Raw genomic sequence first — 22,491 nt, 5'->3', positions numbered from 1 at the left:
GAATAGTTTCAGTGCCCCAGCTCAAAAACAGCGGGACTTGGAATTCATCTTCACATTTTCCGGTTATTGTACCTGATGATTTACAAAGGGAAAAGGCCATATTTTCCACACGCCACTTCCAACACTCTTTCAGGGTTCCAATCCTTCAACTTAAGATCGGTAGACAGATCCACATCCCATGCCTCCTGCGGCACCAGGCCCACAATCTCACTTTCCTCAATGTCCACACCCCACCGATGGGACTCCCGCTCCACGGCATGAAATGCCGCTCGCAAGGAGGTTTGTCGAAAATCAATCAGATTCATGGACACCTGCACAAGCCCTTTTGATGGCAATGGCACACCCATGGCCTTGAGGGCAGGCAAGCCTCCCCCTGAAGACCGGATCGCCCGAGCAATACGACGAGCCACCTGAATATCCTGACTCTTGAGCACCACGTTAAAGGCAATTAAGAAAAAACGGGCTCCGATTGCGACGGCTCCCGCAGTAGGATGCAAAACATTTGGGCCAAAATCAGGTTTCCAATCTGCTTCTTGATACATCCGTTCCTGTAACCCCGAGAGATCTCCCCGCCGTATCACGTCCAACCTGGCCCGCAAAGGCACGATAGCTGCTTGTTCATAGAGAAAGACGGGAATGCCCAGTTCCTGCCCGACTCGCCGGCCCAAATCTTTTGCATAGCCTGCACATTCCTCCATTGTCACACCTCGTAAGGGAATCCAGGGCACCACATCAACCGCCCCGATGCGTGGATGCTCCCCCTGATGTCTGCGGAGGTCGATGGTATGCTGGGCTTCTTGAATAAACTGAAAAAGCGCAGTGGCCATCGCCTCAGGCTCCCCTGCAAGGGTAAAAACAGACCGATGGTGATCTGAATCCACATGAAGATCGAGTAGGGACACATTGGGTACTGACCTTATACCCTCAGTCAATAAAGCAAGTAGGGCTTTGTCTCGGCCCTCACTGACATTCGGCACACATTCTACCAAGCAATCCATGTCCCTTTCCCTACATATGCCTACACGGCTAAGAGCCTGAGTTTCATGCCTCATGGAGGCTCAATCCAGAACAGGCTTTTGTTGACACCGAAAAATTTACCATATTATAGTCGAATCAGCTGTAAGCCTCAGCCGTGAATAATGCATCCCGGCAGAATCAACCCCATCAAAGGCCAAGAACTGCTATACTCCGTAACAATCCGCCTTTATCGAAGACTCTGTTAGAGGCGACCCATAATTTTGTGAGAAAGAAGGTGACATCATGAACGCCACCCACGTTGAACCAGCAACCGCCTTAGCCCAACTCAAAGAAACCAAACCCGATAAAGTGACCCTTGTTGTCCTGAGTGGAGACATGGACCGTGTCATGGCGGCCCTGATTATCGCCACGGGCGCTGCAGCCATGGGCATGCAAGTGACCATGTTTTTTACCTTTTGGGGGTTGAATGCCATCCGAAAGGAAAATATGAGTAGCTCTCCAAAGGATTGGCTCCGTCGTGCCTTTGGATGGCTGAACAAGGGGGGAGCAAGCCGTCTGCCCCTCTCACGATTTCATTTTGGAGGTCTCGGAACCACCATGATGAAAAAGGTCATGAAAGATAATCGCATGCCCGGCATCCCTGAACTCATGGAAACCGCCAAAGACCTGGATGTAAAGATGATTGCCTGCACCACAACCCTGGGACTCATGGGCATTTCAAAGGATACGCTCATTGATGGCATCGACCAACTCGCCGGAGTCAGCACCTATCTGGCGGAAGCCCGGCACGGATCCGTGAACTTATTTATCTAACGACCACACAAAAGGATAAACCATGATACCAGCCGACGTTAAACTCGATACATTGGGGTATTTCTGCCCAATGCCGATCATTCTGACCTCAAAGAAAATCAAAGAACTCGCCTCAGGGCAAGTCCTTGAAGTTATTTCGGATGACGAAGGGATTAAAAAAGATATGCCGGCCTGGTGCGAAACAACCGGACACGCCATGGTGGGTATGGAAGAAGAAGGGGCCGCGGACAAAAAAGTCTACAAAGCCTATGTCAAAAAGGCCTGAGAGTCTGCCCTTGTAGAATATCTCTTTGCCGGGTCTCAAACTTGATCAACTACCGAGTAATTAGACGCTGGGGAAAGATCCATCCATCGAAATTTCCACAACGAATACCCTAGTCAGAACCTCAGTTTTTTTGGAATGTCCCCCGCCTTCCCTCCTACAGTCATTCCCTGAGGTGAGAAAATATACATGCCAGGGTAACACGCATCAGTTGGAAAATGCCTTGTTCAGAATATGGAAAGTCGAGCGGTCGTGGGAGGAACTTGTCTCCTTATACACGGATTAACTTGGCTCTTTTCATGCGCACTGCTTCTTTATTATGCACATTCCCGTTTTTGCCGAAGGAAAAGCATTGGAGGAGTGACCAGTGAGTGAGCTCTTCAACTAACCTGTAATACTACTCTGAACCTTGCTTCACCACTCATCATACGCTCATAGGCTTCAGCCGCGCGTTCAAGAGGATACTCCTCTATCATTGGCTTTATACCTGTCATCACACTAAAGGCCAACGTATCCTGCGAATCCGACGACGTACCGGACGGCCAGCCCTGAACTGAATGTCGCCCCATAATAAACTGCACGATGGGTACTTCCACCGGTTCTTCAGAGGCGCCAACCATAATCAATTTTCCGTCGATGGCCAGTCCCCCGATAGTCGCACTCATGGCCTTTCCACTCGTGACGGTTGCGAGGATTACCTTCGCTCCTCCAAAACCCTTAAGCGTTTCCGATACATTTTGGGCCCTGCTGTCGATATAATGCCGCGCCCCCAATTTCTTCGCCAATGACTCTTTATCTTTTCCTCTGGCAATGGCGACCGTCTTGAAGCCCATCTTGCTCGCAAATTGTACGGCCAAATGTCCAAGACCGCCGATGCCAAGAATAGCAACCACGTCACCAGCGCGCGCACCGCTATGGCGAAGCGCATTAAATGTCGTAATGCCCGCACAAAGCAGAGGAGCCGCTTCAAGGTTGGAGAGATCTTCTGGAATGCGCGCTAAAGCTTCGACGGGAGCGACCATGTATTCGGCATAGCCTCCGTCATAACTAATACCCGGAACCAAGCCGCGTTGGCATAGAACAAAATCCCCTAAGCGGCATGGTTCACAGCGGCCGCAATGTCCTCCATGCCATCCCACGCCAACCCGTTGGCCCTGTTTCCATCCTTCCACCCCCGAACCCATCTCCTCAACAATTCCGGCAATTTCATGTCCAGGAATACGAGGATACTCAAGACCCGGCCATAGACCGTCCTTCGTAAACACATCGCTGTGACAGATCCCGCAGGCCTGGACCTTTATAAGAACCTGCCCTGTGCCAGGCTTAAGCACCTCACGCTCCACGAGTTGCAAAGGCCCCTTTGCTTGTCGGACTTCCACGGCTTTCATCTTTTCCATGGATGTTCTCCTTTTCATTCACTATCAAATTTCTCATGGCCTGGACCCGATCGAACCACAAGCCTCAGGCAGGTACCGAAAAATGTCACGCCAGCTATCATGACAGATCAGAAAACTCTAAGAAAGATGAATATAGGCGGAAACGGGGGAGCCAACATTATTCACCCGCCCCATCTAAAACCAGGGTTCTACAGAGGTGTAGGCTTACATTCATCACTGATACCATCAAATTAGGGGTTCCCGTCTTAATCCTGATCCAGCTTTCCTGTGATATGAGATGAGGGTGTCGGAGAAGCATGAAAGAAAAAAGGTAATAAAAGGAGAAAACTATGGCACGCTTTGTCATTGCCGGAAGTAAGGGGACGGATGATCCAACAATGGCCACCCTTCCGTTTATCGCCTCACAGGCGGCTCACGAACAAGGGCATGAGGTCGTTTTGTGGCTTCAGGCCGAGGCCGTCGTCTTAACAAAAAAAGATGGGGTAGATGGTGTACAGGGAGTCGGGCTTCCGGCATTGAAGGTGTTAGCCAATACCATTCTGTCTCAGGGTATTCCTCTGTGGGTCTGTTCGGCATGTGCGATCGCCCGACAGATTAACGAATCTGATCTCGAGGTGGGTGCGGTAATGAAGGGCATGGATGATTATGTTAAAGCTGTGGCGGAAAGAGAACGCAGTCTTTCGTTTTAAATTCCTTCCCCGAAGGATCCAGAATGCTGGAAGTGAGGTTGGGGTTACTCTGGACGAATCATCTGTTCCGGACGAATGTAGGTATTGAATTCTTCTTCAGTCACAAATCCGCTGGCGATAGCTTCTTCTCGCAGGGTGCGTCCATTCTTTAAAGCCCCTTGAGCAATTTTGGCAGCCTTGTCGTAACCAATGCGAGGAACCAATGCCGTGACCAGCATGAGGGATTCTTCCATCAGTTCGGAAATACGTCCGATATTGGGTTCAATGCCCACAATGCATTTATCGGTCAGGCTCATAACGGCATCGCCGAGGAGGCGGATGGATTGAAGCACGTTGTACGCAATGACGGGTTTGAACGCATTGAGTTCAAGATGCCCCTGTGCCCCGGAAATCGTGATAGTCGTGTGATTCCCGATAACCTGTGCACAGACCATGGTCATGGCTTCGCATTGAGTGGGATTAACCTTTCCCGGCATGATGGAAGAACCCGGTTCATTTTCAGGCAGGGAGAGTTCTCCCAGACCGGAGCGCGGACCGGAACTTAAGAGGCGAATGTCATTGGCAATTTTATTCAGGCTCACGGCGATAACATTCAACACGCCGGAGATTTCCACCATGGCATCATGCGTGGCCAACGCCTCAAACTTATTGGAAGCCGAAAGAAAGGGCAGCTGCGTATACCTTGCGACTTCCTCAGCAAACTTCTCACCAAACCCTGGCTTTGCGTTCAATCCCGTACCCACAGCCGTACCGCCTTGCGCAAGGAGATACAGTCGTTTAAGGCCATCCTGAATCCGATCAATCCCCAATTGCACCTGAGTTGTATATCCCGAGAATTCCTGCCCCAATGTGAGAGGAGTGGCGTCCTGCAAGTGGGTTCGTCCGATTTTGATAATGTCTTCCCAGGCCTGCGACTTTTCCAACAACACTCGGTGCAGATGTGCTAGGGATGGAATCAGGACATGGTGCAATTGTTCAACTGTCGCAATATGCATTGCCGTCGGAAAGACATCATTTGAAGACTGGCTGCAATTGCAGTGATCATTCGGATGAACGGGCGTTTTTGTTCCGAGTGTCCCGCCCAGACGTTCGATGGCCAGATTGGCAATCACCTCATTGGCGTTCATGTTGGACTGCGTGCCGGAACCAGTTTGCCAGATCACAAGGGGAAAGTGATCGTCCAACTTGCCGTCGATCACATCCTGTGCCGCATCAGCAATGGCCTTGCCGGTTGTTTCATCAATGGCGTTCAGGTGGATATTCGATAGAGCCGCGCAACGCTTGACGATCCCCAACGCCCGGATCAATGGGCGAGGCAAACGCTCCTGGCCTATTTGAAAATTTTCCAAGGAACGTTGGGTCTGTGCCCCCCAATATTTGTCAGCCGACACGGGAACCGAACCAAAGGAGTCGGTTTCGATACGTGCGCTAGTTGTCTTCTTTGTCATGGCTCCTCTAACGGCATAGCTTATCTGTTGGTATGTGGGGGTGGAATACCCGACGGTCGGTTGACCCCTATGAGGCTGGACTCTCCGGAACCTCCACCCCTTCGAACTACGCTGAAGGAGCCGTCGGTCTCCAACACCACCGCCTTAACCTCATCCAACGTCGCCGCTCCTGCGTTCCGAACCGCGGCTCGTACCTCATCTTCGGTCACCCGTGTCCACCCCAAAGCAACAGGTAAAAATGTACCCTGATACAACAGCATTGTCGGTTCCCCTGTGGCCAGCTTACGCACCCATCGGACGCGAAGACTGGACCACGTCACAACGAACTGCATTCCTATCAGCAGAGCCAAGGCCAGGACTCCCTGGGCCAAGGTCACGTCTTTATTGAGCAAAATAGTTGCCAGCGTCGACCCAAGCGCGACCGTCACGACTAAATCAAAGGCATTCATCTTGGAGAGGGTACGTTTGCCGAACAACCTCAAAAGCGTGATAAGGCTGACATATGCCAGGATACTGATCAATCCCGTTCGGAACAGCGCCTGCCAATTATCAAAGAAGATATGTTCCACTTGCACCTCCCTGCTTTCTGTCGCCAGCAGAATTGAAGTTTAAACACTCGCCTCCATTGAGGGAACTACTAACTATTTTCTATCGACGAAAGACATGCAGGAAATTACCATGCTTTTCCAAGATGAAGACGGGAACACCGGACCGAGCCAGCAAAGATCCGAGCATTATCCCGACCGGATTCTCATGCCCCTGTAATTTTGGGATCGATCCTTGGTTCCAAAGAGGCGCGATCCCATTTTGCTAAATTGGCTGCGGCTTCATACATTGTTTGCAGGAATTCAAGAAGTGTATCCGATCGATCCAGGGGGTCTGGGTCAAGCGAACCTTGCCGACGATCTGCATCCACATGTGCAAGGTTCCATATGTATCCTCCCACTCGTTCAGAATTAGGGGGGGGCCAAGTTTCCGATTTTGCCGAATTAGTCATAAACCTTCTTCCACCACAGAATCGCTGTAGTCAAAATTGATTTTTCACATGTGCATGAATGGAAAGATTCTTGGTTAATTCTGAAAATTAGTCAAGGTATAAAGTTTGTAAACCAAGCCTTCAGAAATACCCCAAAAAGCATGAAAAAATATTTCCTTAAACCATTTTTTACGATAGGGTTGAAATGAAATGCTTATTTACCATTCTGCCTTCCCGAAAGATGCACAAGGCAAATCCATCCACCCCCCTTTTTCCCTCAAAGGAAGCCAACATAGAGTGGGCATTCTTTGTTTAAAGAAATTACGTGTGTACTTTCCTAAAACCTTTCGTTCCATACCCAATATCGTCTGTCAGTGAGATCAAACACGTCTCCACGAACCAGATGCACTCAATATGGTTCCACACAAGCATATGAGAACGGCACCGACATATCTTCTCCGGGTGCTGTGAGCGTCTTCTGTGCTTCCTGCGATCTTTTGGGGGGCGCCTTCGATCATGAACCCAAGGATTTGGAAAAAGAGATGAGCGCCAGTGCACGCGCGCTCATCGAACAGGCATTCGACGGCATTCACGGTAATGCCCGTCGCGATTATCACGTGCATATGCTGGGCATGAATGAGGACATCAATAGAACTTTCGTTAATGAGGAATGGCAATCACCGTGGAGCGGATTAACTCATTTTTTCCAATTTGAAATCTATAAGAGTGCAGCAGGGATAACCGGCGAACAACAGGCCAACGCAGAGTACCTTACGCGCTTGAAAGACCTCATTCAGTTCATGCCTGAACAGGGAAAGTTCGGCATCATGGCGTTTGACTTCTTTCATGACGAGCAGGGGCAACCTCATCGGGAGTTATCAACGTTTTACGTGCCTAATGAATATGTGATGACCATCGCCAAGAAGAACCCCGAAATCTTTTTCCCTATCATCTCCATTCATCCTTATCGGGAGGATGCCACAACCGCGCTTCGTCACTATGCACAACAAGGCGTTCGATTTGTGAAATGGCTGCCCAATGCCATGGGCATGCACCCGGCGTCAGAGACGATGCAGGACAAACTCGTTCCGTATTACCGCATCATGAAAGAGCACGACATGGTTCTGATTTCCCATACGGGTGTGGAGGTTGCCACGGAAGCAGAGGAATTTCAGCGATTTGGAAATCCCTTGTTATTAAAAAGGCCTTTGGATATGGGCGTGAAAGTCGTGATGGCGCATGTCGCCAGTTTGGGGGAATGCGAAAAAAATGAGGAGCCCCTTTGTCCTCCCGGCACGCCCTATATCGATCTGGCCATTCAGATGCTCGAAGACCCCAAGTATACAGGCTTAGTCTTTGCTGATATTTCGGCCTTGACCCAATACAATCGGCATCACAACATCGATATGATCTTATCCAAGCCCTCCATTCACCCCAGACTCATCAATGGAAGCGATTATCCCCTGCCTGCAATCAATATCGTGATTCGGACCCGCTCACTCGTGTCCTCGGGTCACATCAAACCTGAAGAACGGGACGCCCTCAATGAAATCTATGACTTCAATCCTTTGTTGTTTGACTTCGTCCTGAAACGCACCCTCCGCCACTCTAAAACCGGCAAAAAGTTTCCACCCTCTGTTTTTGTCGAACACCCTGACCTGCCCACTGGGTGAAACAGGACCCGCGACATTGCACGATACATCACCACAAACCTGTGTAGCCGGAAATGGTACTTGTTGGTTGTCTTCATCTGACAACTTCCGTTTTCTCAAACGGGAAAAAAAGGCGTGCCGGGGAATTCACGGGCCCCGGGCATTGTGCCCGGTTTTGTTTGAAAATATCGAATCCAATCCGAACATTCCTCAGGCCAAAAGACAGAGTGTGCAGGGCAATGCTGAATGTTCATGGATACACCGGCAACCTCCCATTTCACATGTCGCGTTGTCTCCCTGGAAGGAAGACCTTTCTGGAAATTTGTGCTAGTCTTTCCCCTAATACGGTACCGCAGTGTTCCCATCTCAACTAAAAAAATTCATTCGGTCTTAGTTTTCGCCATACGACGCCCGATATAATAGAAAAACGGCAGTAGCTCGGCTCCCCCTGTCTCCCTCTGCCGCTATTCTTACAACAGAGAGGAGTCCTTCCCCGATGCTTTGGTGGCATTGGTCAATAATGGGTTTGGTATTAATAGGGTTGGAAATCCTCACCCTCGGAGGCCTCGGCAATTTTTATTTTCTGTTTTTCGGGGTCGCGGCTTTGATGGTGAGTGCCCTCACCTGGTTAACCTTGACCGAAGCCGCCTGGCTGCAATGGTTGTGTTTCGTGCTCTTCGGCATCCTCTCTCTCTTCGCCATGAGGAAACCCCTTCAAGGAACAGGTTTCATAAGGGAAAAGGATGGGGTTCCCGTGGATTCTATGGTCGGAGAGGTTGCCACTGTTCTGGAAAATCTTGAGGCTCAACGAATAGGGAAGGTGGAACTCCATGGAACAAGCTGGACGGCCCGCAATGCCGGAACATCAACCCTAGGAAAAGGATCGCAGGCCAAAGTTATTCGAGTGGAAGGTTTGACGCTCTGGATCCAGGCGGACGCGATCGCACAGGAGGGATCTCATGTCGGGTGAATTGTTGGTCACATTGGTTTTGGCCGGGCTCGCGTTTATCATTCTGGCAAAAACGGCTGTCGTGGTCCCACAACAGAGCGCATATGTCGTTGAACGATTAGGACGCTATGCCTCAACATTAAACGCCGGACTTCACATTCTTATCCCTTTTTTGGATGTTGTTCGATACAAACATACCTTAAAAGAAATGGCCTTGGATGTTCCCGAACAAATTTGCATAACCAGAGATAACGTGCAGGTCGGTGTTGACGGGGTCTTGTATATCAAAGTCTTGGATGCCGAACGGGCTTCCTATGGTATTACGGATTACCGGTTCGCCATTTCTCAACTGGCCCAAACCACCCTTCGTAGTGAGATCGGGAAAATTGACCTGGATAAAACCTTTGAAGAACGGACGACAATCAATATTTCCGTCGTGAACGAACTAGACAAAGCTTCCTCCCCCTGGGGCGCCAAAGTTCTTCGATACGAAATTCGTAATATCAACCCGCCCAAGGACGTCCTCAGCGCCATGGAAAAACAAATGCGGGCGGAACGGGAAAAGCGCGCGGTGGTACTGGCATCCGAAGGTCAACGGGATGCGGCCATTAATGAAGCCGAGGGGAACAAGCAGCAAGTCATCAAAGCCTCAGAAGCAAAGCGGCAGCAACAAATCAATGAAGCGGAAGGAGAAGCGTCGGCCATTTTGGCGATTGCGACCGCCACGGCTGAGGGTATTCGAAAGGTCGCCGAAGCGATTCAACTCCCCGGCGGATATGAGGCCGTTCAACTTCGGGTTGCGGAACAATATATCGGAGAGTTTGGGGAATTGGCGAAAGCCAGTAACACCCTCGTGCTCCCCGCTTCCGTGTCCGATGTGGGCTCGATGATTGCGTTGGCCATGAACGTGATTAATCAAAAACCAGCAACTGCCCCAAAGCTTTCATAACTGAAGACCAGCACCAGTGTTCGGCCTCACCTCATGGGGCTATTTGGTATTATGAGGCTGAATAGCTTCCCTGACAGGTTCTGGGAAATTTCATTCTGTCTCACCACTCAAGCCGCCGAATTCATGGAACCCCTCTCCGTTGACGGCCCATCATGCTTACTCCATGATTCTCTTTTTGTATACTGAACTTGCAAATGTTCTCAACCCCCAAGGATGCAAGGAGTCAAGGCATGAAAAAGTTTTTTTTGCTGGGTCTCATATCTCTGATCGTGTTACCGACGCTCGCCCATGCAGACTCCTATGCCCCCCTGGCTGACTTTTCCGCCGTGAGCAAAAACCCCCAATGCCGGCTCACCACCATGCAGGAAATATTTCTCCACAACTGGACGCCTCCAGCACAATATTTCATGATTCCCTCATATCCGAATGCGGTCCTGGCCAGTGCCATGCCCAGCGCAAATGCTCAAATTCATGGACAGGCCTATCAGACGATTCCTTCAGCCGTGCTCCTCACCCCTGATCCGCCTGAAAAAATTCTGGAATTTTACAGGAGAAGCTTAGATGCAAGCTGGTTTCAAGCGAACGATATCGGCATGATCTATCTGTATCGCCTACCACAGCCTGTGGCTTCGGGAGAGGCACTTACCCGGCAACTCATGAGCAAGCCGGGATCCATTCCCAATATTGCCATTGATACGGAACTGAGCCCCTGCGATCAAGCGATTGGAGGAGGCGCACGGACTCGCATTACCGTCGTTTCTCCCCCACGGTAACCGCATTCGATGCCAGAATCCTGTGTGCTGAAGTTGCTGTTATTCGAGGGTAAACTCTCGGAATGCGAGAGGAATTCCATATACGGGATCGGTCCGATGACGCACCACTACCACCTGAGGGCCCCTTCCCTCAAGAACGATTCGTTCCCCAACCTTTGGGTTCTTCCCCTCCTCGATTAAATGGCCCGCAATCCTAAGCACGGTGTCCTTCACCTCTCGACCCGATAAGCCCATGGGTTGAAAGGTCTCGATTTCCTCCAAGCCAAATTTCGTCATGCCCCTGGTATGGAACCACATGCGCGCCCGCTGCACGTATTCACGATGTTCTACCTGAATGTGATCGGTGATTTGAAAGACCTCCAAATCCCGATCACGCCAATCCGAGGGATTGAGATACGCACCAGTCGCCACATCATAGGTTGTTCCGTCGGTGAGCAGAGTCACTCCCCTCGCCATTCTCGCCACATGCAAAACGACATCCCGACGATCAGTCGCCGTATTGCTCGGATGAAACAGAAGGGCCAAGCGGGGTTGTTCCCACTGTAAGCGACCCTGCCACTGTTCCAATATTTTAGTTGAAGGTTCAATATTGACTTCGGCCATCCAATTGATATGGGCCGCCTCAAAATGATGGTGCCCGGTCGAGGCGAGAAAACGTATGCGCAATGGCCCACCATATGCTTCATCGAACCAGGCAGCGATATAGCCTGGCGGAGGCGGCTCTCCATGAGTCCACCCCACAAGAAAAGCCGGCACGGCTTGAGAAGCCGATTTCTTTTTTTTTATTTTTTTCATGAGTTTGACCAAAGATGAGTCTGATACAAATGACAGGGTATGAGGAATAACACGCATGGACGCTGAGGGGAAATCTCAGGCCCCGGCACACTTTCAAGGATTATCGCTTCGCTTCCTCAGGCGGCCAATCCAATTCCTCCTGCCGTCCACAGAAAAAACATGAAATGCGATAGCGAGCCCGACGACGTGGATTAGGCAGCGAATGAAAATCAACCGGAGATTGATCATACGGACAAACCGGTTCTAAATGCAGAAGATGCTCCTCGGTAATTTCCATCAAGGACCCTTCATCCCACGGTGGATCCAGTTGTTCATCGCCCGTTATCGTGTCGTGCCAATCACATTGCTCACAGTGCAATCCAAACGATTTCACCCGGTCAGTGGGCCGGGAACGCTCTTCCACAGCCACGGATCCCGAACAATCCCGCGTGGGACACGTCATGGGTTTTTTATGGAGGGCGTGAATAAATGCCTCTGGCGCCTTGACCATTTTCATTTTACCTCTCCTTCTTCACACACGTGACGTCATCGTTTCTCTCTTCAATAGACCCGCCGCATCCTGATTGATCAACCACACCAACTGACCTGCCGTAGGATTCACAACCTGGGCGGGATAGCGGGCAGGATCTACCGGCCCTTCCAACACCACCTGTAGCGCCGTTGCTTTATCCACTCCACTGACCAGAAAAACCACGTGCTTTGCCGCATTGAGTACCGGTGGGGTCAACGTCACCCGATGCGTTTGTAATTTTTCGACCCATGGAGCCGCCACCAGTTTTTGAGACTCTGCCACAGCAGAGGTTCCAGGAAATAATGACGCCGTATGCCCATCAGGCCCCATACCCAATAGGATCAGATCGAACGATGGAACCTCTCCCGATGACAGGTTGAATTGTTCCCGCAAGACGGTTTCATATCGTGCAGCGGCTTCATCGGCCGGAAATTCTCCTTCAATCCGAAACACCTGATTAGGGGGAATCGGTACATGAGATAATAACGCCTCTTTAGCCATGCGGAAATTACTTTCTTTGTGATCCGGGGGGACTGTGCGCTCATCTCCCCAGAAAACACGAAGGTGGTCCCAGGAAATCTGAGCCCGGTAGGGGGCACCGGTCAAGAGCTTGAACAAGCCTCGGGGTGTGGACCCACCCGCCAATGCCACACGGCATTCGCGACCGACGTTCCGACAGTCCAGCACCACCTGCACCACTTCCCTGGCGGCAGCCACAAACAACTCGTCGATTGTTCGTGTAATGATAATTGTCCGCGACAATTCAGCCTCCTACGGACAAAGAGCGGGCAGACAGCCCAAAGAAAGAAAATCCGTTTGCAATGGAATATTCAGCGCGACGCTCTCCTCAATCCTGGCAGGTGCATTGGGCACAAGAGTTCTTAGCAATCCGTATAATCATAATCTTCCAACTTGCCTTCTTTATCAAAATCTAAATTAATACGACATAGATTCGGGGCAAAATTAAAATTGGGAAATCGCGACTCACCTCCGGAAATACGTGAATACACCCAGGTTTCTCCTCCAAAGAATCGAGCGGATTTCCCGCTCGGCTTTCCCCAGTTTTCCTCGAACCAGGCCTTGTCTTTTCCTTCAAATTTAGCGGGATCAAGGGAGGCGTCTAAATACGGATTCCCTCCACAACCGGCACACAATAATCCCAACAGGCCTATCAGCAAATATTTGTGGATCACACCCGTCTCCTCCCCCAACAATGACTGAAAACGCGAACACACTGTTTACTCTGTGAAAATTCTAGCCTTCGATCCTCTACCAGTCAAACAATGTTACTCATCATCCTGGAGGAGGACTCAATCTTCCTCCTCTCCGCGTGGTAGGTCAACAATAGGTAACTGCCCTCCTAGAGGCTGGCACTTCCCCCTCCGTGACCATCTGTCAGGCAGGCTCGCAGATGAATTTCCCTTCTAAATAATGGATAGGGAAATTTGTACAAGCCAGGGGTGTGGATTACAATAGGACACGAGACAACTCAGACAACACCAGTGGACAAACCAAAAAGGGGACTCGATATGAAGCTCTATCTCGATACCGGCAGCGTCAAGGAGATTCGTGAAGCGGCCAGTTATGGCCTGGTCGATGGCATCACCACAAACCCTTCGCTTGTGTCTAAGGAGGGACGTGATTTCAAGGATCTACTCCTGGAAATTTGCGGAATTGTGGATGGGCCCATCAGTGCAGAAGTCGTCAGCACGGAAGCCGCGGCCATGGTGAAGGAAGGAAAGGAATTAGCGAAACTTCACAAGAATATCGTGGTGAAATGTCCCCTCATCCCGGAAGGGCTCAAGGCCACGAAACAATTGTCCAGTGAAGGTATCCGTGTCAACGTCACCTTGTGCTTCTCACCCACTCAAGCCTTGTTGGCCGCCAAAGCCGGGGCATGGTGCGTCTCGCCATTTATTGGCCGGCTGGACGATGTCAGTTCAAATGGCATGGAGCTTATTCGACAAATCCTGACGATCTACGAAAACTACAATTTCACCACACAGGTGCTCGTCGCCAGCGTCCGGCATCCCCAACATGTAGTCGAAGCGGCTCTCACTGGCGGACATATTTGCACGATGCCCTATGCCGTATTCCAGCAGCTCGTCAAACATCCGTTGACAGATAATGGTTTACAAAAATTTCTCTCGGATTGGGAAGCCAGACCCTCCAACAAGGCCTAATCGGACCATTATGGCCATGGAAAAATCCGAATCTCAGGAGGGTGAGATCAGCTTGCGGACGGTGCTAAATATCCCGTGAAACATCGGGCGGGTGAGTGTGCCCGTAAAGGTATTTTGCTGACTGGGATGATAAGACCCGACCAAGGTCACTCCCCAAGGTAAGGCATATTGAGCCCCATGGCTGAATTTTGGTCGAGGAGATGGTACGTGCAAACCCATTGCCTGGCAGGTCCGCAAGTATTCATCAAAGGCAATCTTCCCAAGGGCCACGATAACCTTGACCCGCCCCAACAACCGTAATTCTTCCTGCAAATAGGGACGGCAGGCGGCGAATTCCGCTTTTGTGGGTTTGTTGGCAGGGGGGGCACAACGTACCACCGCCGCGACAAAACAATTGGTGAGCGTGAGCCCATCGTCTCGATGGATCGAATCCGGCTGATTGGCAAACCCGAACACATGCAGTGCTTCATACAACCAGTCTCCGCTTCGATCACCGGTAAACACGCGTCCCGTTCGATTCCCTCCATGAGCTGCGGGAGCCAAGCCCACAACGAAGACCTGAGCCTTGGGATCCCCGAACCCGGTAATGGGCCGACCCCAGTAATTCCAATCCCGAAACCGTTTGACCTTTTCCTTGGCAATAGCCTGACGGTAGGTCGTCAGCCGTTCACAGATCGTGCAGTCCGTAATAGTCTTCTGAAGAAGTGTGAACGGTCTCATCCTGGGGATCGTAGCATAAATTGGCCGCAACCGGTCCAAACTCCAGGGATCCCGATCCAAACTTTCCGGTTCGAATAGCACCCCGGCGATAGCCGGCTTTCCCATGTTCCTTTCTTTATCCAGACAATCCCGGTCGTCTTGACATTGTCCTTCATGAGAGGCAGGCTATCACCTAGAGGCGGGGCTGATTCCGTTCCGACTATCGCTTCTTCGTCAGGTTGACGGTATGAACCAGTCATACCATGATATCGCTTATGTCGGGACCTCTAAAATATTGGAATAGCGTACATGCTCACGCGGCCGGAATCGAGTCACATTCGACCCTCAGATCCACCCTTCTCTTCTTCACCCCTCCACCAAATCATTGAACTTCGTCGTAAACAAATTCATCAACTTTTTTCTTTAGTGCCGATGGCCATTCTGGCCTCCATCATTAACGGCGGACTGGTTGCCTTTATTCTCATGGAGGTTATTCCCTCAACGGTCGTATCCTGGTGGATCATCGGTATTGTGGGAATTAACATTCTCTGGTCAGGTTTGGTCTTGGCCTATCGCCGGGTCTCGAAACCACTCTTACACCCAAGCAGATGGATGAGCTTGTTTGTGGCCGGCAATACTGCCTCCGGATTGATTTGGGGCATGGCCGGTATTGCACTGTACCCATCTTCTTCCCCAAGCCACCAAATGTTTTTAGCCTTGGTGCTGGGGGGAATGGCCGCAGGCTCAACTGCCATCCATGCAGCCTATTTCCCTGCGTTTTTGGCCTACAGTCTTCCCACTACGTTGCCCCTCACTTATCAATTTTTCGCACAGGGTGACCCTCCCCACCAAGCCGTGGGTATTATGGGTTTTACCTTTCTGGCTGTGATTACAGTCACCGCCTACCGAAACTTTTCCATGATAAAAAACACACTCACCTTAGAAAAAGAGAATTTCGAATTAATTACCCAATTGAAACAGGCTCACTCGAAAGCTGAAAGGTTTAATCGTTCCTTAAGCAAGGAAATTAAGAACCGCATAGAAATTGAAAAGGAACTCCTTCATCACAAAGACCATCTTGAGTCACTTGTGGGGATTCGGACTGCCGATTTACAAAAATCTGAAGCCCGGTATCGAATGGTTGTCGAAAAAATTTCCGATGTCATTTGGGTCATGGACCTGGAAGGGTCGAAGTTTTCCTATATCAGTCCCTCTCTCGAACGTTTGTTGGGGTATTCGGGCCATGCCCTTGACACAATTTCGCCGGACACCATTTTGATGCCTGCTTCCATGGTCACTCTGAAGGAAGCCATCAAACAGGAACGTGCCCATCACGAATCCCACCCTCATGAGCCAAATCGATCGTTTTTGTTAGTCCTGGAACATCAACATCACAATGGGTCCTCAGCCTGGGCGGAGGTGCGGGGAAGCCTCCTGCTCGATAAACACAATCGCCCCATAGGCATTACGGGAGTCACAAGAGATGTGACGGAACGCAAAAAAACTGAAGAGGAAAAGCAGCGCCTGGAAGCCCAATTGCTTCGTTCCCAAAAATTGGAATCGGTGGGAAATCTAGCCGGCGGCATCGCCCATGACTTCAACAACTTTCTGACGACCATCCTGGGAAATATTACTCTGACCAAACAAATCTTGCCTTCTTCCAAGCAACCCCAGGCCTACTTAGAACGCGCTGAACGTGCGGCCCTTCATGCCAAACATCTGACGCACCAATTACTCACGTTCTCGAAAGGCGGCGATCCCATTAAACAAACCGTGGACTTACACGAGTTGATCAAGGAATCTTCCGATCTGGCTCTTTCCGGATCATCGCTTATATGCCAAACATGGGCCGATCCAAACCTATGGACCATCGAAGCGGACCCTGGACAAATCAACCAGGTTTTACAAAATCTCCTCATGAACGCCATCCATGCGATGCCTCAGGGAGGATCCATCACCATTCGTGCAGAAAACCTCCAATTATCCGATCCGGACATCAGGAGCCCTCTGCCTCTTCCTACTGGCCCATATGTGAAAGTCACCATCACCGACGAAGGGATCGGAATCGCCGAAGATCATTTGCCAAAAATCTTTGAGCCATACTTTACAACAAAGTCAGCTGGACAGGGTCTGGGGTTGGCCTCAACCTATGCCATTATGAAAAAACACGCCGGTCATGTGGCTGTGGAATCCCATGTCGGAAGAGGCACCACCTTCACACTCTACTTCCCTGCCTCTCCCAGGGCCACCCCATCGCCCAAACCCTTGAATCTGGATATTCGTCAGGGGCAAGGAAAAATTTTAGTCATGGATGATGAAGAGTCAATTCGAATGATGGCAGGAGAAATGTTATCGCATTGTGGATACGAGGTAAAAATGGCAAAGGATGGAGAGGAAGCGCTGGCACTCTATCAACAGGCCATGGACTCTCATACGCCTTTTCTCTTGGTGATCCTGGACCTGACCGTGCCCGGAAAACTCGGCGGCATGGGAACCCTGGCCCGGTTACGCCAACTTGACCCACAGGTCAAGGCACTCGTGTCCAGCGGATATTCGAATGATCCGATCATGGCCAATTATGCCTCCCATGGATTCGTCGGCGTGATTACCAAGCCCTATTCGCTGATCGAACTGAGTAACATGGTTCACCAAAGACTCTGGCGTCAAGCTCCCCTCGCATCCGGACAAACCCCTTCTGATCCATCAGGACAGATGTCCTCTTTCTCCCCTTCCTCCCATTAGTTGTGTCCCGGTCCCCATCTTCATACACTCGGTGAAAGACCCTCCGGCCTCTATCTCTTCTCGAGAACTCCCTGTACTGACTAACGAGGGTGACAGAAACTCACCTTATATTTCTCAGACTCATTTCGATTGATAATATGGTACATTGCAGACAATTTTATTCGAAAAATCATTTACTCTCCTTACCATCATGTCTTGAGCAATCATCCAGATGCCATTACCACACCTTAAAAACACACACGTCATCGTCCAACATTCCAGTCCGGACACTAAACGCATTTTGAAATCCCTCCTCAATGCAGGACTGAATGCGTGCAACCCTGCTCAAGCCATTGCAGATACCCTCCATCTCCACAAGAACCGACTTCAGGTTCAAGATATTCAGTACGATCTGACTCACTATGATCGCATCATCTGCGTCGGAGCTGGGAAAGCCTCTGCACAGATGGCGATGGCTCTGGAGCAGGTGCTAGGAGATAAGCTGGAAGGTGGAACCATCATTGTCCCTGACGGATATGGTGTACCTTGCGACAAGGTTGGCATTTTTGAAGCCGCACATCCGATGCCGGACGAACGAGGAGTAAAATCCACGAAACAGCTCCTGGCACTGACTCATTCACTTTCTCGACGTGACTTGTTGATTGTTCTACTTTCCGGTGGGGCTTCTAGCCTGCTCTGTGCGCCATCAATCGGCCTCACATTAGCTGCCAAACGACGTACCACGCAGTTGCTTTTACGATGCGGAGCTACGATTCATGACATCAATATTGTTCGAAAACATTTGTCTGCCATCAAGGGCGGGCAATTAGCCCAAGCCTCCCCGGCGACGATCCTGACCTTAATCATATCCGATGTTTTAGGAGATGACCTATCCACCATTGGATCCGGCCCGACGGTCACCGATTCCTCCACATTCCAGAATGCCATAGACATTCTTCAACAGTATTCGATTTGGCGCAAAGTGCCTGAATCCGTGCAACGCCACTTACAACAAGGTTGTACCAAGTATAAACAGACGCCCAGAAAACCTACCGGAAGACAGTCGTTACGAAATCGGCATATCATTCTTGCCAACAATCGCCAGGCCCTCGAAGGGGTGGCCAAATCTGCCAAGCTATTAGGGCTCAAACCTTTCATTCTTCCTTACTCCCTGCAAGGGGAAGCAAAGGAGATCGGCAGCATCCTGGGCGGTTTTGCCAGAGACCTCGTGGAATTCGGCAACCCGGTTCACCGACCTGCCTGTTTCATCGCCGGAGGAGAACCGACCGTCACCGTCACCGGAAAAGGCCAGGGTGGGCGTGCACAGGAATGCGTCCTAGCCGCAGCCCAGGAACTGGCTGGACTCAGTAAAGTATTTGTGGCAGGGTTCGGAACTGACGGGACCGATGGCCCAACGGATGCGGCCGGAGCCGTAGTCGATGGGAGGACGGTTCAGCGGGCCAAGAAGAACGGCCTCTCCATTGAACAAGCGTTACAAGAGCATGATAGCTATACCTTCTTCCAGCACATCCGCAGTCACATCATGACCGGCCCAACCGGCACGAACGTAAACGACATTTATCTGATCGTCGCCTATTAATCTGAAGATTTTCATTTTTTGCTCCATTAAAAAAGAGCCAGAGGAGGTCAAGAACAGTGAACGACGCGCAACGCATGGTCCAGGAATTCCACAAGCAATTTGAGATCCACGTGTCTCCCACTCCCTCGATCCCCGATGAGCCAACCCAACTCCTTCGGAAACGTCTCATCCAGGAAGAATTCGACGAACTGCAGGAAGCCATGCAGGGAAAGGACTTACCCTCAATTGCGAAGGAGCTTGCTGATTTGCTGTATGTCGTCTATGGCACCGCCGTGTCCCTGGGCATTGACATGGAGCCGGTCTTCAAGGAAGTCCATCGGTCGAACATGAGCAAAGTCGGCGGCCACAAACGGGAAGACGGCAAATGGGTCAAACCCCCAACCTACTCCCCGGCGTCTCTTGATAAAATTTTAGAAGCCCAATCTCTTCAAAACCAAGGTTAATCGATCCTAACCGACGCCTTCCGACCAAACCCATGGGGTGGACGCCCTAATAAACCGACGGGCACTGTCTGAGCATCGCGAGTTAGCCCGTCCTTTCAAAAACAGCGTCCACCCATTAGAATGAGGCCGAACGGGGCGCCAATGGTTTTGGGTCTTTTGCCAAAAAGCCCCGGCTGCCAGCCGATCTTTTCCCAAATCGCAAAAGGGAAAAATGTCAATTGCTATGAGATTTTTTTCAATGACCTATCCTATTCCTTTTGTCTGAGGCTTCACCTAATTTTGACTAATTTCTGAAAAGAATCGTATCTCATTAGATTTGCTCTTTTTTGCTAAGGGTGCCACAATTAACAATCATCTCCGACTTTCCCACCTACCTCCTCGATCATTTGTCTATTTCTTGTTTTCACGATATCGGTGATTATCTGATAATGACGCCCTGTTGAGTGGACCGCCGGCTTATCTCGCAGAGGAGGAATGGATAATGCAAAGTTCTTGTAAACGTCTTGTGCTCGGATTGCTCCTGCTGACTATATCCCTGAGTGGATGCGGCTATAACGACCTCCAAGGTCTGGACGAAGAAACCAATGCCGCCTGGAGTGAGGTCTTGAATCAATACCAGCGCCGGGCGGATTTAATCCCGAATCTTGTGGCGACGGTGAAAGGGTATGCAGCCCACGAAAAGGACACTCTGGAGGGGGTGACCCAAGCGCGTTCCCAAGTGGCGGGGCTAACTCTCACTCCGGAAGCCTTGAAAGATCCCACACTGTTTCAGAAATTCCAAGAGGTTCAACAGGGACTGACTTCTGCTCTTTCCAGGCTGATGGTCGTGGTCGAGAAATATCCTGACCTCAAAGCCAATGAAAATTTTCGTGATCTCCAAAGCCAACTGGAAGGTACGGAAAATCGCATCACGGTGGCCCGCAAGCGCTACATCGACAAGGTCGCGGAATTCAATAAGGGTGTTCGATTTTTCCCGACCAATCTGACGGCCAAATACCTCTTGGGACTTGAGGTGAAACCAAACTTTACTGTCGCTGATGAAAAGGCCGTGTCGACGCCTCCCGAGGTGAAATTCTAACCCTGCAGTGGTGCACCTGACGACATGAACATGATGAGGCCAAGACCGGGGCTGAGCCTTCACGGGTTAGGCTGGTTGGGACTCCTCGGTACCTTCTTCCTGGCTTCGGCAGGTTGGTGCTTAGATATTCCGCCCCTCACCGGTCGGGTCGTAGACCAGGCCCAGCTGCTTTCCCCTTCTGCCATTTCCAGCCTGAATACCGCTTTGGCTGCCCATGAATCCAAAACCTCCAACCAGGTGGCGGTCCTCACGCTTGCCTCCTTGGAAGGCCATCCCCTGGAGGAGCTTTCTCATCAGGTGGCAACGGCCTGGGCACTTGGGAAAAAGGGCACGGACAACGGCGTCCTGTTCCTGATTGCCGTGCAAGAAAAAAAGGTGCGCATCGAAGTGGGCTATGGATTGGAAGGGACATTGACCGATGCCAAAAGTTCGCGAATCATTCGCCATGAGGTGGTGCCCCGTTTCCGATCGGGGGACTTCTCCGGAGGGATCATGTCCGGTACTCATGCCATTCTTGCCACTATTGAAGGAACCTATGTCAACACTCCCTCCTCCATTGAGAATTCTGGGCACATGGGGCTTTGGGAAACTTTTGGCTTGGCCATCATAGTGGGAACGTTGGCCGGTTTATTTTTAGGTTCTGGCCGACGTGTGAATGGGAGCGTGATTGGCATGGTCCTGTCGTTTCTGGTCGCATTTCCCATGGCCATCTGGTTGGGTATTCTCGCGGGGGTGGTGACCTCCCTTCTTGTCGGTTTGTTCAACAATGTCGGAGGCCCATCGACTCGAAACCCATTTATACACGGATCCAACTTGGGATGGCCCGGACAATCGGGATCAATAGGCGGATCGGGAGGGTTTGGAGGTGGGTTTGGGGGAGGCGGCGGGAGTTTCGGAGGCGGCGGCGCCTCGGGAAGCTGGTAAATGACGATGGTTTTTTCAGACCAGGATCATGAACGTATTCATCAAAGCATCCGGGAAGCTGAACGCCATACTCGTGGAGAAATCGTGCCAATGATCATTCAACGCTCAGCCCGATACCGTGAGACGCAATATCGGGCAGGAGCAGGTTGTGCTTTTTTTGTGCTGAGTGCCCTGTTAACCATGGATTGGGAATGGATGTTTTGGGGATGGCATGCCACCAATGCCGGGTGGCTCCTTCTGGCGGTGTTTGCTTCCTATGGACTTGGATTTTGGTTGGGAACGTTCGACTCGGTGATTCGGGTGCTCACCTCCAACGAACGAATGAGCTATAAAGTGAACCTTCGCGCCCATCAGGCTTTTGAGGAACATGGGCTTCATCGGACAGAACTCGGCACAGGTGTGTTGATTCTTATTTCGTTACTCGAACACCGGATTGAGATCCTGACAGACCGCGTCATTCTTGAACGGATTCCCGCGGAGACCTGGAACACGATGCTGAGCCTGATTCAAGAAGGCTTCCACAAAGGAAATCCCGTGGAGTCGTTGTGTCAGGCCATTACCCACTGTGGTGAGGTCTTAACCGAATATTTCCCGGTAGGTCCCTCTGGTCCCAATCCCAACGAACTCCCGAACAACCTTATTTCAGGTTAA

The 22,491-nt window shown here is 50.8% G+C and carries 25 protein-coding genes; 14 read left to right on the top strand and 11 right to left on the bottom strand.

Annotation, left to right across the window (positions count from 1 at the left end; genetic code table 11):
• Nucleotides 1–80 precede the first annotated feature (80 nt).
• Entirely contained in the window at nt 81–998 is a 918-nt protein-coding gene (gene ftcD, locus PJI16_07230; GenBank protein ID MDT3777349.1) for a glutamate formimidoyltransferase, read from the bottom strand.
• Nucleotides 999–1,260: 262 nt separating this feature from the next.
• Here ftcD and PJI16_07225 point away from each other — a divergent pair, with 262 nt between their 5' ends.
• Together PJI16_07225 and PJI16_07220 are read left to right on the top strand one after the other, a co-directional pair.
• Entirely contained in the window at nt 1,261–1,791 is a 531-nt protein-coding gene (locus tag PJI16_07225) for a DsrE/DsrF/DrsH-like family protein (GenBank protein MDT3777348.1), read from the top strand.
• A 22-nt stretch (nt 1,792–1,813) separates the two neighbouring features.
• Nucleotides 1,814–2,056, top strand: a complete 243-nt coding sequence (locus tag PJI16_07220; protein ID MDT3777347.1) for a sulfurtransferase TusA family protein — start codon at nt 1,814–1,816, stop codon at nt 2,054–2,056.
• A gap of 377 nt (nt 2,057–2,433) precedes the next feature.
• Here the strand turns inward: PJI16_07220 and PJI16_07215 are convergent, their stop codons facing one another.
• Entirely contained in the window at nt 2,434–3,450 is a 1,017-nt protein-coding gene (locus PJI16_07215) for an alcohol dehydrogenase (protein MDT3777346.1), read from the bottom strand.
• 329 nt (nt 3,451–3,779) lie between these two features.
• On the opposite strand from PJI16_07215, the gene PJI16_07210 reads away from it, so the two are divergent.
• Entirely contained in the window at nt 3,780–4,139 is a 360-nt protein-coding gene (locus tag PJI16_07210) for a DsrE family protein (protein ID MDT3777345.1), read from the top strand.
• A gap of 44 nt (nt 4,140–4,183) precedes the next feature.
• Here the strand turns inward: PJI16_07210 and fumC are convergent, their stop codons facing one another.
• The 4 genes from fumC to PJI16_07190 form a co-directional block, all read right to left on the bottom strand.
• Nucleotides 4,184–5,587, bottom strand: a complete 1,404-nt coding sequence (gene fumC / locus PJI16_07205; protein MDT3777344.1) for a class II fumarate hydratase — start codon at nt 5,585–5,587, stop codon at nt 4,184–4,186.
• Nucleotides 5,588–5,607: 20 nt separating this feature from the next.
• Nucleotides 5,608–6,156 (bottom strand): DUF421 domain-containing protein, encoded by a 549-nt coding sequence (locus PJI16_07200; protein MDT3777343.1) that lies wholly within the window; start codon nt 6,154–6,156, stop codon nt 5,608–5,610.
• A 182-nt stretch (nt 6,157–6,338) separates the two neighbouring features.
• Nucleotides 6,339–6,422, bottom strand: coding sequence for a hypothetical protein (locus PJI16_07195; GenBank protein MDT3777342.1), 84 nt, complete (start codon nt 6,420–6,422; stop codon nt 6,339–6,341).
• Nucleotides 6,398–6,511, bottom strand: a complete 114-nt coding sequence (locus PJI16_07190; protein ID MDT3777341.1) for a hypothetical protein — start codon at nt 6,509–6,511, stop codon at nt 6,398–6,400. Before PJI16_07190 ends, PJI16_07195 begins: the two co-directional genes overlap by 25 nt.
• Before the next feature lie 594 nt (nt 6,512–7,105).
• On the opposite strand from PJI16_07190, the gene PJI16_07185 reads away from it, so the two are divergent.
• From PJI16_07185 to PJI16_07170, 4 genes are all read left to right on the top strand, one after another.
• A complete protein-coding gene (locus tag PJI16_07185) occupies nt 7,106–8,236 on the top strand; it encodes an amidohydrolase family protein (protein ID MDT3777340.1) in 1,131 nt (376 codons plus the stop codon).
• Nucleotides 8,237–8,735: 499 nt separating this feature from the next.
• Nucleotides 8,736–9,185, top strand: a complete 450-nt coding sequence (locus PJI16_07180; GenBank protein ID MDT3777339.1) for an NfeD family protein — start codon at nt 8,736–8,738, stop codon at nt 9,183–9,185.
• Nucleotides 9,175–10,113, top strand: coding sequence for a paraslipin (locus tag PJI16_07175; GenBank protein ID MDT3777338.1), 939 nt, complete (start codon nt 9,175–9,177; stop codon nt 10,111–10,113). Before PJI16_07180 ends, PJI16_07175 begins: the two co-directional genes overlap by 11 nt.
• A 230-nt stretch (nt 10,114–10,343) precedes the next feature.
• On the top strand, nt 10,344–10,886 hold the full coding sequence (locus tag PJI16_07170) for a hypothetical protein (protein MDT3777337.1): 543 nt from the start codon (nt 10,344–10,346) through the stop codon (nt 10,884–10,886).
• 39 nt (nt 10,887–10,925) lie between these two features.
• Here the strand turns inward: PJI16_07170 and PJI16_07165 are convergent, their stop codons facing one another.
• From PJI16_07165 to PJI16_07150, 4 genes are all read right to left on the bottom strand, one after another.
• Nucleotides 10,926–11,681: a hypothetical protein gene (locus tag PJI16_07165; protein ID MDT3777336.1), complete on the bottom strand. Its 756-nt coding sequence runs from the start codon at nt 11,679–11,681 to the stop codon at nt 10,926–10,928.
• Nucleotides 11,682–11,781: 100 nt separating this feature from the next.
• Nucleotides 11,782–12,177 carry a hypothetical protein gene (locus PJI16_07160; protein MDT3777335.1) on the bottom strand — a complete coding sequence of 132 codons (396 nt, stop codon included), beginning with the start codon at nt 12,175–12,177 and terminating at the stop codon, nt 11,782–11,784.
• Between the two features lie 15 nt (nt 12,178–12,192).
• The gene (gene pgl, locus PJI16_07155; GenBank protein ID MDT3777334.1) at nt 12,193–12,954 is read right to left on the bottom strand and encodes a 6-phosphogluconolactonase; all 762 of its coding nucleotides are present in this window, start codon (nt 12,952–12,954) and stop codon (nt 12,193–12,195) included.
• Nucleotides 12,955–13,073: 119 nt separating this feature from the next.
• On the bottom strand, nt 13,074–13,385 hold the full coding sequence (locus tag PJI16_07150) for a hypothetical protein (GenBank protein ID MDT3777333.1): 312 nt from the start codon (nt 13,383–13,385) through the stop codon (nt 13,074–13,076).
• Nucleotides 13,386–13,721: 336 nt separating this feature from the next.
• Between PJI16_07150 and fsa the strand changes: the two genes are divergently transcribed.
• Nucleotides 13,722–14,375, top strand: a complete 654-nt coding sequence (fsa, locus tag PJI16_07145; protein MDT3777332.1) for a fructose-6-phosphate aldolase — start codon at nt 13,722–13,724, stop codon at nt 14,373–14,375.
• Between the two features lie 33 nt (nt 14,376–14,408).
• On the opposite strand, the gene PJI16_07140 is transcribed toward fsa, so the two are convergent.
• Nucleotides 14,409–15,200 carry a uracil-DNA glycosylase gene (locus PJI16_07140; protein ID MDT3777331.1) on the bottom strand — a complete coding sequence of 264 codons (792 nt, stop codon included), beginning with the start codon at nt 15,198–15,200 and terminating at the stop codon, nt 14,409–14,411.
• A 183-nt stretch (nt 15,201–15,383) separates the two neighbouring features.
• Between PJI16_07140 and PJI16_07135 the strand changes: the two genes are divergently transcribed.
• From PJI16_07135 to PJI16_07110, 6 genes are all read left to right on the top strand, one after another.
• Entirely contained in the window at nt 15,384–17,816 is a 2,433-nt protein-coding gene (locus PJI16_07135) for an ATP-binding protein (GenBank protein ID MDT3777330.1), read from the top strand.
• A 211-nt stretch (nt 17,817–18,027) separates the two neighbouring features.
• A complete protein-coding gene (locus tag PJI16_07130; protein MDT3777329.1) occupies nt 18,028–19,395 on the top strand; it encodes a glycerate kinase in 1,368 nt (455 codons plus the stop codon).
• A gap of 56 nt (nt 19,396–19,451) precedes the next feature.
• Complete coding sequence (locus PJI16_07125; protein ID MDT3777328.1) at nt 19,452–19,838, top strand: MazG nucleotide pyrophosphohydrolase domain-containing protein; 387 nt, start codon at nt 19,452–19,454, stop codon at nt 19,836–19,838.
• Nucleotides 19,839–20,319: 481 nt separating this feature from the next.
• Nucleotides 20,320–20,916, top strand: a complete 597-nt coding sequence (locus PJI16_07120; GenBank protein ID MDT3777327.1) for a LemA family protein — start codon at nt 20,320–20,322, stop codon at nt 20,914–20,916.
• Between the two features lie 30 nt (nt 20,917–20,946).
• Complete coding sequence (locus PJI16_07115; protein MDT3777326.1) at nt 20,947–21,840, top strand: TPM domain-containing protein; 894 nt, start codon at nt 20,947–20,949, stop codon at nt 21,838–21,840.
• Nucleotides 21,841–22,491: a TPM domain-containing protein gene (locus PJI16_07110; GenBank protein MDT3777325.1), complete on the top strand. Its 651-nt coding sequence runs from the start codon at nt 21,841–21,843 to the stop codon at nt 22,489–22,491.

This window comes from Nitrospira sp. MA-1 (assembly GCA_032139905.1).
In the GTDB taxonomy this organism is placed as follows: Bacteria; Nitrospirota; Nitrospiria; order Nitrospirales; family UBA8639; genus Nitrospira_E.
The sequence above is the reverse complement of the archived record's forward strand: the minus strand, read 5'-3'. Positions and strand labels throughout refer to the sequence as shown.